The sequence below is a fragment of the Leifsonia aquatica genome (genome assembly GCF_014190775.1).
Taxonomy (GTDB): domain Bacteria; phylum Actinomycetota; class Actinomycetes; order Actinomycetales; family Microbacteriaceae; genus Leifsonia; species Leifsonia aquatica.
Genome location: NZ_JACHVP010000001.1, coordinates 271376 through 283964, shown reverse-complemented (window position 1 = coordinate 283964; position 12589 = coordinate 271376). Strand labels below are relative to the sequence as shown.

14 protein-coding genes are annotated in these 12589 nt (G+C 69.6%); 4 read left to right on the top strand and 10 right to left on the bottom strand.

Annotation, left to right across the window (positions count from 1 at the left end):
- Positions 1 to 7: 7 nt before the first annotated feature.
- On the bottom strand, positions 8 to 253 hold the full coding sequence (locus FHX33_RS01255; RefSeq protein WP_021759686.1) for a zf-HC2 domain-containing protein: 246 nt from the start codon (positions 251 to 253) through the stop codon (positions 8 to 10).
- The gene (locus tag FHX33_RS01250) at positions 250 to 858 is read right to left on the bottom strand and encodes a sigma-70 family RNA polymerase sigma factor (RefSeq protein WP_021759688.1); all 609 of its coding nucleotides are present in this window, start codon (positions 856 to 858) and stop codon (positions 250 to 252) included. The genes FHX33_RS01255 and FHX33_RS01250 overlap by 4 nt, the downstream gene beginning before the upstream one ends.
- A 180-nt stretch (positions 859 to 1038) precedes the next feature.
- On the opposite strand from FHX33_RS01250, the gene aroA reads away from it, so the two are divergent.
- From aroA to bcp, 3 genes are read left to right on the top strand one after another with little or no spacing between them, the layout of a single operon-like run.
- Complete coding sequence (gene aroA / locus FHX33_RS01245; protein WP_021759690.1) at positions 1039 to 2406, top strand: 3-phosphoshikimate 1-carboxyvinyltransferase; 1368 nt, start codon at positions 1039 to 1041, stop codon at positions 2404 to 2406.
- The gene (rsgA, locus tag FHX33_RS01240; protein WP_021759693.1) at positions 2403 to 3461 is read left to right on the top strand and encodes a ribosome small subunit-dependent GTPase A; all 1059 of its coding nucleotides are present in this window, start codon (positions 2403 to 2405) and stop codon (positions 3459 to 3461) included. Before aroA ends, rsgA begins: the two co-directional genes overlap by 4 nt.
- A gap of 42 nt (positions 3462 to 3503) precedes the next feature.
- A complete protein-coding gene (gene bcp, locus FHX33_RS01235) occupies positions 3504 to 3977 on the top strand; it encodes a thioredoxin-dependent thiol peroxidase (protein WP_021759695.1) in 474 nt (157 codons plus the stop codon).
- Between the two features lie 30 nt (positions 3978 to 4007).
- On the opposite strand, the gene FHX33_RS01230 is transcribed toward bcp, so the two are convergent.
- The 7 genes from FHX33_RS01230 to FHX33_RS01200 form a co-directional block, all read right to left on the bottom strand.
- The gene (locus tag FHX33_RS01230; RefSeq protein ID WP_183428071.1) at positions 4008 to 4772 is read right to left on the bottom strand and encodes an ATP-binding cassette domain-containing protein; all 765 of its coding nucleotides are present in this window, start codon (positions 4770 to 4772) and stop codon (positions 4008 to 4010) included.
- Positions 4769 to 5557: an ATP-binding cassette domain-containing protein gene (locus FHX33_RS01225; protein ID WP_021764495.1), complete on the bottom strand. Its 789-nt coding sequence runs from the start codon at positions 5555 to 5557 to the stop codon at positions 4769 to 4771. The genes FHX33_RS01230 and FHX33_RS01225 overlap by 4 nt, the downstream gene beginning before the upstream one ends.
- Positions 5554 to 6432 (bottom strand): ABC transporter permease, encoded by an 879-nt coding sequence (locus FHX33_RS01220; protein ID WP_021764494.1) that lies wholly within the window; start codon positions 6430 to 6432, stop codon positions 5554 to 5556. Before FHX33_RS01220 ends, FHX33_RS01225 begins: the two co-directional genes overlap by 4 nt.
- Positions 6429 to 7391 (bottom strand): ABC transporter permease, encoded by a 963-nt coding sequence (locus FHX33_RS01215; protein ID WP_039923352.1) that lies wholly within the window; start codon positions 7389 to 7391, stop codon positions 6429 to 6431. Before FHX33_RS01215 ends, FHX33_RS01220 begins: the two co-directional genes overlap by 4 nt.
- A gap of 75 nt (positions 7392 to 7466) precedes the next feature.
- Positions 7467 to 8969, bottom strand: a complete 1503-nt coding sequence (locus tag FHX33_RS01210; RefSeq protein ID WP_021764492.1) for an ABC transporter substrate-binding protein — start codon at positions 8967 to 8969, stop codon at positions 7467 to 7469.
- A 55-nt stretch (positions 8970 to 9024) separates the two neighbouring features.
- Positions 9025 to 9798 (bottom strand): DUF1684 domain-containing protein, encoded by a 774-nt coding sequence (locus FHX33_RS01205; protein ID WP_021764491.1) that lies wholly within the window; start codon positions 9796 to 9798, stop codon positions 9025 to 9027.
- A 36-nt stretch (positions 9799 to 9834) separates the two neighbouring features.
- Complete coding sequence (locus FHX33_RS01200; protein WP_248616284.1) at positions 9835 to 10242, bottom strand: hypothetical protein; 408 nt, start codon at positions 10240 to 10242, stop codon at positions 9835 to 9837.
- A 225-nt stretch (positions 10243 to 10467) separates the two neighbouring features.
- On the opposite strand from FHX33_RS01200, the gene FHX33_RS01195 reads away from it, so the two are divergent.
- A complete protein-coding gene (locus FHX33_RS01195) occupies positions 10468 to 10716 on the top strand; it encodes a WhiB family transcriptional regulator (protein ID WP_018190103.1) in 249 nt (82 codons plus the stop codon).
- Positions 10717 to 10865: 149 nt separating this feature from the next.
- Here FHX33_RS01195 and FHX33_RS01190 read toward each other — a convergent pair whose 3' ends face one another.
- Positions 10866 to 12359, bottom strand: coding sequence for a sensor histidine kinase (locus tag FHX33_RS01190; protein ID WP_039923344.1), 1494 nt, complete (start codon positions 12357 to 12359; stop codon positions 10866 to 10868).
- Between the last annotated feature and the right edge of the window lie 230 nt (positions 12360 to 12589).

Below are 12589 nucleotides of genomic sequence, written 5' to 3'. Positions count from 1 at the left end.
GAAGCGGTCAGTGGGCGGTCGCCTGGAACGACCGGATGCGCAGCAGCACCTCGGTACGCAGCGTCTCGGGAGCCGTCTCCTTGCACGCCCGCTGCACCACCTCGGTCAGCACCACGTTGAGGTGCGCCTCGTTCGTGCACCCGTCGCAGTTCGCGAGGTGCTCACGAATGTCGGCCGCATCCTCGCGGCAGAGCTCGTTGCGCAGGTATTCTTCGAGGTCCTTCTTGGCCTTGTCGCAGCCGCAGTCCGTCATTTCGTGCTCCTGGTGGTCTGCACGGCGGCGGGCTGGACAGCAGAGAGCCCGCGCTCGTGCGCGTAGTCGGTGAGGAGTTCCCGCAGCATCTTGCGACCGCGGTGCAGCCGGCTCATCACCGTGCCGATAGGGGTCTTCATGATGTCGGCGATCTCCTGGTAGGAGAATCCCTCCACATCGGCGAGGTAGACGGCCAGCCGGAAGTCCTCCGGGATGGCCTGCAGCGCGTCCTTGACGGCACTGTCGGGCAGGTGGTCGATCGCCTCGGCCTCGGCGGATCGGCTGGACGACGCGGAGATGGACTCCGCCCCTCCGAGCTGCCAGTCCTCGAGTTCGTCGATCGTCCCCTGATACGGCTCGCGCTGCTTCTTGCGGTACGTGTTGATGAACGTGTTGGTGAGGATGCGGTACAGCCACGCCTTGAGGTTCGTGCCCTGCTGGAACTGCGCGAACGCGGCGTACGCCTTGACGTACGTCTCCTGGACCAGGTCCTGTGCGTCTGCCGGGTTCCTGGTCATGCGGAGGGCCGCTGCGTACAGCTGGTCCATGAACGGCAGGGCCTGCTCCTCGAAGAGGCGACCGCTGTCCTCGGTTTCGGTGCTCATCAGGGGCAAGTCTAGTTGTGCCGCCGCCGAAGCGTCCCGACGGATGCGCACCGCGCCGCCGGAGCGGGTCCCGAGGCCTGCGCGACGGGTCGTCGCCACGCGTGGAGCGTCGAGAACGGCGGTCCTGGATGCCACGGGATGTCCTTCCTTCAGACGGGAACACGGATACCCTTGACAACAATGCTGATCTCGAAATATTCCGCTCCTGACTTCGATCCGTACGGCGACGCCCGCACGGAGGAGCCGAACACGCTCTGGCCCGCTCCCGTCGCCTCCGGCCCGGTCTCGGCGTCCGTGTCCCTACCGGGATCGAAGTCGCTGACCGCCCGCGAACTCGTCCTCGCCGCCCTGGCCGACGGACCGTCGCTGCTCCGTGCACCGCTGCATTCGCGCGACAGCGCCAACATGATCGAGGCGCTGCGGTCCCTCGGGGTGCGCATCGAGGAGAAGGGCGGCGACAGCGAGTTCGGCGCCGACCTGCTCGTGACCCCCGCCGAGGAGCTGCTGGGCAGCACCACCATCGAATGCGGCCAGGCCGGCACCGTGATGCGGTTCGTGCCGCCGGTCGCCGGGCTCGCCCTCGGCCCGACCTCGTTCGACGCGGACGACTCGGCCCGCGGACGCCCGATGGGCGCCATCGTCGCGGCCCTGCGCGCGCTCGGCGTCGACGTGAACGACGACGGCCGCGGCTCCCTTCCCTTCACGGTGCACGGAACCGGATCCGTCGCCGGCGGCGCGATCAGCGTCGACGCCTCCAGCTCCAGCCAGTTCGTCAGCGCCCTGCTCCTCTCGGCCAGCCGCTTCGACGAGGGGCTCGATCTGACGCACTCCGGCGAGCGCCTCCCGAGCCTCCCGCACATCGAGATGACCATCGCGGCGCTGGCCGCGCGCGGCGTCGAGGTGGAGTCCCCCGAGGTCGGCCGCTGGGTCGTGCGTCCGGGCGCCATCGCGGCGCTCGACGTCGACATCGAGCCCGACTTGTCGAACGCCGCGCCGTTCCTGGCGGCGGCGGTCGTGACCGGCGGCTCGGTCACGATCGCGGGCTGGCCCGACGAGACCACGCAGGTGGGCGCCGATCTGGCCGACCTGCTCCCGCTGTTCGGTGCGACCGTGACGCGGGAGGGCGACCGCCTGACGGTCACCGGGCCCGAGCGTGTCCGCGCCGTCGATCTCGACCTCACCACCGGCGGCGAGCTCGCGCCGGCCCTGGTCGCGATCGCGGCGCTGGCCGACGGTCCGAGCGAGATCACCGGCATCGGCCACATCCGCCATCACGAGACCGATCGGCTCGCCGCGCTGGCCGCCGAGATCAACGGCCTCGGCGGCGCGGTCACCGAGCTCGAGGACGGCCTCCGCATCGAGCCGCGTCCGCTCCGCGGCGGGGTGTGGCGCAGCTACGAGGACCACCGGATGGCGACCGCCGGCGCGATCGTCGGCCTCGTCGTCCCGGGCGTCGAGATCGAGAACGTCGCGACGACGGCGAAGACGCTGCCGCAGTTCACCCAGCTGTGGACCAGGATGCTCGCGGAAGGCACGACGCCGCAGTGACCGAGAACACGGGCGCCTGGTGGGCGGATGACGACGATGACGACGAGTACGACGTCTACGACGAGTCGAACATCCGGTCGCGGCCGAACCCGAAGGGCAACCGGCCGCGCACCAAGACCCGCCCGGAGCATGCCGACGCCCGCATCGCGCGGGTGCTCGGCGTCGACCGCGGCCGTTACACGGTCCTGCTCGACGAGGACTCCGGCGACGAGCACCAGCTGACCGCCGCGCGCGCGAGCGAGCTGCGCCGCCAGCCGATCGTCACCGGCGATCGCGTCGCCGTCGTCGGCGACACCACCGGCGAGGAGGGGACGCTCGCACGGATCGTCCGCATCGAGGAGCGCACCACCCTGCTGCGCCGCAGCGCGGACGACACCGACGAGGTCGAGCGCATCGTCGTCGCGAACGCGGACCAGATGCTGATCGTCGTCGCCGCCGCGAACCCGGAGCCCCGCACCCGCCTGGTCGACCGCTACCTGGTCGCCGCCTACGATGCCGGGATCGCGCCGATGCTCTGCGTCACGAAGATCGACCTGGCCGACCCCGGACCCTTCCTCGAGAACTTCGCCGGGCTCGACCTGCCGGTCTTCACCAGTCGTGAGGACCGCATCCCGGTCGACGAGATCAAGGCCGCCCTCGTCGGTCACGACACGGTCGTCGTCGGGCACTCGGGCGTCGGCAAGTCCACGCTCGTCAATGAGATCGTCCCCGGAGCCCGCCGGGCCACCGGGCACGTCAACGTCGTGACGGGACGCGGGCGGCACACGTCGTCGTCGACGGTGTCCCTCCGCGTCGAGAACGGCGAAGGGCATGGCTGGGTGATCGACACCCCCGGGGTGCGCTCGTTCGGCCTCGGTCACGTGAACACGGACAGCATCCTGAAGTCGTTCACCGATCTCGCGCTGCTCGCGGAGGACTGCCCCCGCGGATGCACGCACCTGCCCGACGCTCCGGACTGCGCCATCATGGAGGCCGTCGAGTCCGGCGCCCTGGGAGAGGCCGGCAAGGCGCGGCTCGACTCGCTGCAGCGCCTCCTCACGACCTTCGCCCGCTGACCCTCCTCGCGGCGCGCGCGACCCGTGCGCCAGAATGGAGGCATGACTGACGTGCGACTCGAAGCCGGCGACACGGCCCCCGCGTTCACCCTCACCGACCAGGACGGCTCGCCCGTCTCGCTCGGCGACTACGCCGGGGAGAACGTGATCGTGTACTTCTACCCGGCCGCGATGACGCCGGGCTGCACCAAGGAGGCCTGCGACTTCCGCGACAACCTCAACTCGCTGAAGTCCAGCGGCTACCGGGTGATCGGCATCTCGAAGGACGCCCCGGCGCAGAACAAGAAGTTCCAGGAGCAGGAGGGGCTCAACTTCCCGCTGCTGTCCGACGAGGACCTCGCGGTGCACAACGCATACGGCGCCTACGGCGAGAAGAAGCTCTACGGCAAGGTGGTGCAGGGCGTCATCCGCTCGACCTTCGTGGTCGACCCGGACGGCTCGGTGCGACTGCCGCTCTACAACGTCAAGGCCACGGGCCACGTCGCCTCGCTCCGTAAGAAGCTCGGCCTCGACTGACCCGGGCCCGGTGCCCGCTGCCGCGCCCGGCTAGGCCGGGAGGCGCGGCACCGACGCGAGCAGCCGCTGCGTGTAGGGGTCGGCCGGGGAGCGCAGCACGTCCCGGGTCGGCCCCTGCTCCACGATCCGGCCGCCCTGCAGCACGACCGTCTCGGCGCAGAGGGACGCGACGACGCTGAGGTCGTGCGAGACCATCACGACGGTCATCCCCTCGTCCGCCGCCAGTCGGCCCAGCAGCCCCACGATCTGGATGCGCGTCGTCACGTCGAGCGCGCTCACGGGCTCGTCCGCGAGCAGCACCCGCGGGCGGGAGACGATGGCGCGGGCGATCGCGATGCGCTGACGCTGGCCGCCGGAGAACTCGTGGGGGTAGCGGCCGGCGGCGTCCGCGGGGAGCGCGACGGCCTCGAGCGCGGCCGCGACCCGGTCGCGGGCATCGGCTCCGGAGGCGAGCCGGAGGGAGGCGAGCGGCTCGCCCACGATCCGCCCGACGCTCTGGCGCGGGTCGAGGGACGAGTACGGGTCCTGGAAGACCGTCTGCACGCTGCGCCGGAACTCGCGCATCAGCGATCGGTCGCGCCGGTCGAGCGGTGCGCCGTCGAACAGCACCTCGCCGGTCGTGGGCCCGGAGAGACCCAGCAGCAGCGAGAGGATGGTGGTCTTGCCCGCGCCGGACTCGCCGACCAGCCCGACGCTGCGGCCGGACTCCACTGTCAGGGACACCCCCTCGAGGGCGGCACCGGTCGCGCGCCGGTAGCGGAAACCGGCGTCACGGAGCTCCAGGATGGCGGTCACGGCACCTCCAGTGCGGCATCGAGCTCTCGGGCGCTGCGCACGAGTTCGACCGTGTACGGGTCCGTGGGGGCGTCGAGGAGCCGCTGGAGGGCGCCCTCCTCGACCACGCGTCCGCCGCGGAGCACGAGCGCGCGGTCGGTCATGCGCGACACCACGGCGAGGTCGTGGCTGACGAACAGCAGCGACATCCCCCGGTCGGCGATGAGCGTGTCGAGCAGGGAGAGCACCTCGGCCTGCACGGTCACATCCAGGGCGGTCGTCGGCTCGTCGGCGATCAGCAGCTGCGGACGGCAGGCGAGCGCGGCGGCGATGGCGACGCGCTGGCGCTGGCCGCCCGAGATCTCGTGCGGGTACGCCCGCGCGATCCGCTCCGGGTCCGGCAGGCGGACCTCGTCGAGCGCCTCCCGGACGGCGGTGCGCAGCGCGGCCCCGCGCAGCCCGAGATGGCGCTTCAGCGGTTCAGCGACCTGCTGGCCGAGCCGCATGAGCGGGTCGAGCGCGGTCAACGGCTCCTGGAACACGAACGACACGGTCCGGCCGCGCAGCGGGACGAGGTCGCGCTCCTTCGCCCCGACGACCTGCACGCCGTCGAGCTCGACGCTGCCGGTCGCGGTCAGCCCGTCGGGGAGCAGTCCCGCGACGGCGAAGGAGGTCAGGGACTTGCCCGAGCCGGACTCGCCGATCAGGCTCACCCGCTCCCCCGCGCCGATCGAGAACGAGACGTCGCGGACGAGCGGAGACCCGTCGCGCGCCGAGACGGAGAGGTTGCGCACGTCGAGGATCATCGCGATCGCCTCCTGGTCGGGTCGGCGACGTCGCGGAGGCCGTCGGCCACGAGGTTCACGCCGATCACGAGGATCACGAGGGCGATGCCGGGCGCGATGGCTCCGACCGGGGCGACCGCCACGGTCCCCTGCGCCTCCTGCAGGAGGCGACCCCACGACGCATTCGGCGGCGGTGCGCCGAGTCCGAGGTACGACAGGCTCGCCTCGGCGAGCACGGCGATGCCGAACTGGAGCGCCAGGTTGACCAGCAGGGTCGGCCAGATATTGGGCAGGATGTGGCGCGCGACGACGCCCGGCCACGTGGTCCCCGACGTGCGAGCGGCCGTGACGTACTGCTGGGAGAGCACGCGTTTCGACAGCACCCGCGTCAGCCGCGCGATGACGGCCGACATCGCCAGTCCGATCGCGAGGATCGCCGTCCCGAGCGACGCTCCCTGAGCGGCGACGATCAGCATCGCCAGGAGCAGGGTCGGGAAGGCGATGAGGATGTCGAGGATCGCGGAGATCGTGTCGTCGAGCCAGGTCGAGGCGAACGCGGCGAGCAGGCCGATCGTGATGCCGACGACGGCCCCGATGAGCACGGCTCCGAGGCCGACCGCCAGAGCGATCCGCGCGCCCACCATCAGCTGCGAGAGGAGGTCGCGGCCGAGCTTGTCGGTGCCGAGCCAGTGGGAGGGCCCCGGCGGTTCGAGCCGGCTGCCGGCCGTGTCGCTGGGGGCGTACGGGAGCCAGAAGAACGACACGAGCGCGACGACCACGACCAGCCCGACGAGCGTCAGCCCGATCCCGAGCGTCACGGAACGGCGGCCGCGGCGACGCACGCCCGGCTGCGGGGCGGCGCCCTGCGCCGCGGCCTGATCGACGACCGCGCTCATCGGTTCCCCGAGATGCTCTGCCGCAGCCGCGGGTCGACGAGACGCTGCACGACGTCGGCGGCGAAGCCGATGATCAGCACGGCGAAGGTCGAGACGAACAGGATGCCCTGGATGGTCTGGAAGTCGTGCTGCTCGATCGCCCGCAGCAGCATGCTCCCGAGTCCGGGGAGGGTGAAGACGCTCTCGACGACCACGGCGCCGAGGAAAGTCGTCGCCAGCTCGATGCCGAGGATGGAGATGACGGGCACGGCGCCGTTGCGCAGGCCGTGCCGCCACATGGCCGTGCCGAAGCCCGAGCCGAGCGCGCGGGCATTGCGTAGATAATCGCTCCCGATGACGTCGAGCGTCGCGCTCCGCACGTAGCGCGCGATGGAGGCGCTCATCACGATGGCGATGGTGATGATCGGCAGGGCGAGCGATTGCAGCGCGGCTGCCGGATCGGCCCAGTCGTCGCGCGGGAACCCGCCGGACGGGAACCAGCGCAGGTTGATCGAGAAAACGCTGACCAGCAGGATGCCGACCCAGAAGACCGGCACGGCGATGCCGAGCTGCGAGAACGCGGACACCGCGATCCCGTACCACCGGTCGGCCTTCCACGCGGCGACGAAGCCGATCGGGAGCGCCAGCACGAGCGCGACCACGAAGGAGATCAGAGTGAGCGGGACCGTCACCGCGAGGCGGGAGACGATCTCCGGCCCGACGGGGAGCGACGTGATGAACGACTCGCCCAGATCGAGGGTGAGGAGGCTGCCGAACCAGGAGAAGAACTGCTCGATCAGCGGCCGGTTGCTGCCCACCTGCTCCTGCGCCGCCGCGATCTGCTGCGGGGTGGCGTTGACGGAGAGCAGCGCATTGGCCGGGTCGCCCGGCAGCACGCGCAGCAGGAAGAACAGCACGACCATGGCGAGCAGCAGCGACACCACGAGGAACGCGGTGCGACGCAACAGATAAGGAGCCATGGTCTTTTCAGCGTAGATGCCCGGGGAGTCCGTCACGGACTCCCCGGGCGATCGGTGGATAACTCGCGCGGGGCGCTACTTCTTGACGATGTCGTACGTGTAGAACGTCGAGTTCAGCCCGTTGACCGTGTAGCCGGAGAGGTCGCTCGACGCGACGACGATCTGCGGGGTGAGGTAGAGCCACACGCTCGCCGCATCCTTCGCGATCTGCTCGTTGACCAGCTTGAGCTTCGCGGTCTGCTCAGCGGTCGTGGACGACTGCTCGGCCTCGTTCACCCACTGGGTGACCTGCGGGTTGTTGTAGCCCCAGTAGAAGTCCGGGTTGCCGTACCAGACCACATCGCGATCGTTCACGTGCTCCTGGAGGGTCGCCTCGAAGTTCTTCTCCTTGAACACCTTCGAGTACCACTCGTCGGCGGAGATGGTGTTGATGTTCACCGTGATGCCGACCTTGGCGAGCTCGCTCTTCACGAACTCGGCGACCGCGGGGTGCGGGTCGTAGCTCGGGGTGTCGAGCGTGAAGGTGAAGCCGTCCGGGTAGCCGGCCTCGGCCAGCTCCTTCTTGGCGAGCGAGACGTCGTACGGGTTCACCTTGGTGAGGTCCTCGTACCAGGGGTCGCTCGGCGGGACCATCGAGCCGATGAGCGTGCCGTAGTCGCCCCAGATGGAGTTCAGCAGCTTCTTGGTGTCGATCGCGGAGTAGACCGCCTTGCGGACCTCGGCCTTGTCGAACGGCGCGACGCGGTCGTTGAACGCCAGGAGCTCCTTGACCGTCGACTTGCCGTCGTTGATCGTGTAGTCCTTGTTGTCCTTGATCTGCGCCAGGGAGTCCGGGCTCTGGATGTTGGTGACGATGTCGACCTGGTTGGTCAGGAGCGCGTTCGAGAGCGCGGAGGCGTCGGTGAAGTAGTCGAAGACGACCTCCTTGTTCTTCGCCTTCTGGCCCCAGTAGCCGCTCCAGCGCTCGATGCTGAGCGAGCTGCCGCGCTTCCATGTGCCGAGCGTGTACGGTCCGGTGCCGTCCTCCGCCGTCTTGTAGTCCTTGACGCCCGGACCGTAGATCCAGACGTAGCTGAGGTTGTACGGCAGCGAGATCGACCGGCTCTTCAGAGTGATGACGACCGTGTGCGCGTCAGGGGTCTCGATTCCCGAGATCACCGCGAGCTGCGACTTGCGCGCCGACTGGGAGTCGTCGGCGGTCACGCGCTCGATGCTGCGCTTGACGTCCGCGCTGGTGAACTCGGAGCCGCCGTGGAACTTCACGCCCTCACGGAGGGTGAAGGTGTAGGTGAGGCCGTCTTCGCTGGTCGTGTACTTGGTGGCGAGGAGGGGCTCGACCTTGCCGTCGTCGGTGAGCTTGAACAGCCCCTCGTAGACGTTGCCGTTGAACGCCTCGGTCACACCGCTGCCGCTACCGGCCGTGTTGTCGAGGTGCACCGGCTCGTTCTGCGAGCCGACGGCGATCGTCGCGTCCGTACCGGACGCCGACGAGGAGGACGAGGCGCCCGAGCACCCGGCGAGGGCCAGCGCCGTGGCGAGGCCGATCGCGAGCGTCGCGAGCAGGGGGGTCTTTCTCAACGGAGTTCTCCTGTGCTGTGGGGAGGGTGGTGGGGGTGGATGGTGCCGGATGCGCTCAGTGCGCGCCGCCCGAGCGGAGCACGACGCGCTTCTCGCCCGCGGGGACGGGCACGGAGAAGCGGTTGTTCCGCGGCGGCAGCGGACAGTTGTACTGGTCCGAGAAGCCGCAGGGAGGCACGAATGCGCGGTTGAAGTCCAAGACGACGCGGTCTCCGTCGCGCTGCACGAACAGGAACCGGCCGGACGCGTACGTCCCGCTCTCCCCCTCGGCGCCGTTGGTGGCGTCGGCGAACACCAACAGGAGCGTGCCGTCGTCATCGAAGGCGCTCAAGGTGTAGTCCACGCCGTCGCGGCTGAAGGTGATGTCGCCGGGGACGACGAGCTCGCGGGTCAAGCCGTTGTCGCGCAGGTGCTCGAACGGCACGGTGCGATCGGCCGCGACCGGGTGGAACTCCGCCTCCACGACCCACGACGGGTCGAAGGGGAAGGCGTCGATGGTCTCGAAGGCGCGGATCGCGGGCGACGCCGCATCCCAGAGGCGGATTCCGCGCTCGGGCTCGCCTGTCTCGAGGTTGCGCCGGCTGAGCTCGGTGGCCGTCACCGTCTCGGGCTGACCGACGAGCGCCTCGTCCGCGGTGGTGGCGTCGCCCGGGGCGAGCCAGCGCGTCTCGATGAGCGCGAGGTTCCCTGTGGGACCGACGACCGAGGAGAGCCGCGCCTGGCGCCAGGCGTCGTAGCCGGCACGGGCGGCGTCGACGGAGGCCGGCGAGGCGGTGGAGGGTGCGGGGGTCTGCTGCGGGGCGGAGAGATCAGTCACGATGTCGGGCATAACGCACTCAGTCTGCGTCTTGTTCCCGCCGAATGCTCATTCGTGTTGCTCAGTGTTGCGCACCGTGGCGCGGACGACCGATGGCGTCAGCGCGAGAACGCCCGCGACGATCGCGGGGATGAGCAGTGCCCAGCCGAGGTCGGGGCGCGCGACGAGACCCTGGAAGCAGCCGACGGCGACGGCGATCTGCAGGATCTGGATGGTCACCGTCGAGGCCCGCGCCCACGCCCGCTTGCGCAAGATGCCCACCGCCGTCACGATGACCCAGATCGCTGCCAGCGCCGTCAGGATGAAGATCGCGATCGCCGTCGTCAGGTACTCCGGCGTCAGCGTGAGCAGATCGATCAGGAGCCAGACGGCGAGTCCGGTGACCAGGGCGGCCTCCAGGAACAGGATCACCGCGAGCGCCAGGAGCGCTGGCGGACGCGTGGTCGAACCGGGCACTATACCACCCCACCATTTCCGTCTTGTGTTCTCAGCGTTATCCCATACAAAACTATTGATTCGAGTTAAGCGCTATGGGAGCATATTGGAGGTCGAGTTAGTGCTCACAGGGTGGTGGGCAGGTCTTTTTCCCAACGGATCTGAAGAACCCTGTAACCCGACTGTTTATCTGCATCTTAGGCCACTGAGGCCAGGAAACATTCAGCAAACAAGGAGCATATCTTCATGGATTGGCGCGACAAAGCCGCCTGCCTGACCGCGGACCCCGAGCTTTTCTTCCCCGTCGGAAACACGGGTCCCGCCGTCGACCAGATCGACAAGGCGAAGGCGGTCTGCGCGCGCTGCACCGTCACCGAGATCTGCCTGCAGTACGCACTCGAGACCGGCCAGGACTCGGGCGTCTGGGGTGGTCTCTCCGAGGACGAGCGCCGCGCACTCAAGCGCCGTGCCGCCCGGGCCCGCCGCGCCTCCTAGCGGCACGCTCCACCGAAACGTCACCACCTCGCACCACAGCACCGCCGAGGCGGCGCTCCGCATCCAGCTGGACGGACACCTAGCACCCCGAACAGCAACGACTCCGCGGAGCGCCCCTCGGCTTTTCTCGTCCGAGGGGACCCGCCGGGTCAGATCGTGGTGAGGTAGCGCAGCGGGACCTCGATGGTGACCTCGGTCCCCTGACCCATCAGGGTGTGCCAGTCGATCGCGCCGCCCAGCTCGCCCTGGATGAGCGTGCGGACGATCTGCGTCCCCAGCCCCGACCCGACCTTGCCCTCCGGCAGCCCCGAGCCGTTGTCGACCACCTTGACCGTCAGCGACTCCGCCGACCGGTTCGCGATGATCTCGACCTGCCCCTCGCGGCCGGCGAGGCCGTGCTCGACGGCGTTCGTGACCAGCTCGGTCAGCGCGAGCGCGAGCGGCGTCGCGTACTCGCTCGGAAGGGTGCCGAACGAACCCGTCTTCTTCGGGTGGACCGTCGTCGTGTGGCTGGCGGCGACCTCCGCCACGAGGAGCAGGACTCGGTCGAACACGTCGTCGAAGTCCACGATCTGAGCGAGCCCAGTCGAGAGCGTGTCGTGGACGACGGCGATCGCCGCGACACGACGCATCGCCTGGCTGAGGGCCTCACGGGCTTCCTCCGAGTGGGTCCGGCGGGCCTGGATGCGCAGCAGAGACGCGACGGTCTGCAGGTTGTTCTTCACCCGGTGGTGGATCTCGCGGATGGTCGCATCCTTGGTGATCAGCTCGCGCTCCTGATGGCGCTGCTCGGAGACGTCGCGGCAGAGCACGATGGCGCCGACGCGCTCCCCACGGTTGCGGATCGGAATGGCGCGGAGCGACACGGTGACGCCGCGGGCCTCGATGTCGGTTCGCCACGGCGCGCGGCCGGTGACGACGAGCGGCAACGATTCGTCGACGGTGAGGGTACCCGCGACCAGGCCCGTTGTGACCGTGGCCAGCGACTGGCCCTCCAGCTCACCGGTGAAGCCCATGCGGTTGAACGCGCTCAGCGCGTTGGGGCTCGCGAACGTCGTCGTACCGTCGACGTCGAGCCGGATGAGACCGTCCGCCGCACGCGGCGCCCCGCGCCGTGGTGCCGCTGGAGCTCCGAGGTCCGGGAAGTCCCCGGTGGCGATCATGCTGAACAGGTCGTTGGCGCACTCGTTGAACGTCAGCTCCTGACGGCTCGGAGTGCGCGCCTCGCTGAGGTTCGTGTGCCGGGTGACGACGGCGATCGGCTCGTCGGCCGTGTTGGGCGAGTGGACCGTGAGCCGGCGGATGACGGGGACGGCGCGTACGCGCGTGGGGGTCTCCTCGTACCAGTCGGGCGCGGAGGTGTCGATGATCTCCTTCGTCCGGAAGGCATCGGTCACCTGCTGCTTCCACTCGGGCTTGATGCGCTGCCCGACGAAGTCGCGGTAGAAGAGCGTCGCGGCGCTCGAGGGCCGCGCGTGGGCCACCGCGACGAAGTCGTCGTCGGTCGTCGGCACCCAGAGGACGATGTCGGCGAACGCCAGATCCGCGAGCAGCTGCCAGTCGCCGACGAGCCCGTGGAGCCATTCCACATCGGCCTCGGACGAGCGGCCTTGGGCATGGATGAGATCACTGAGCGTCGACACCCCCCTAGTGTAGGCGGACCTCCGAAGCCGGACGCCGGTTATCCACACGCGCGTTGGCACCCTGGACTCCCCCGCCCGCCACTGCTTGAGTGAGGTCGTGCGAACCGCGGCCGGGGGGCCGTGTCAGAGATCAGGGGGAATCGTGAGCACGAGCATTCCAGCGCGCATCGGCGGCGGTACGGCGCCACGCTCCGGGCACGGCAGGTCTCCGCCGAACCCCGCCTCGCCGA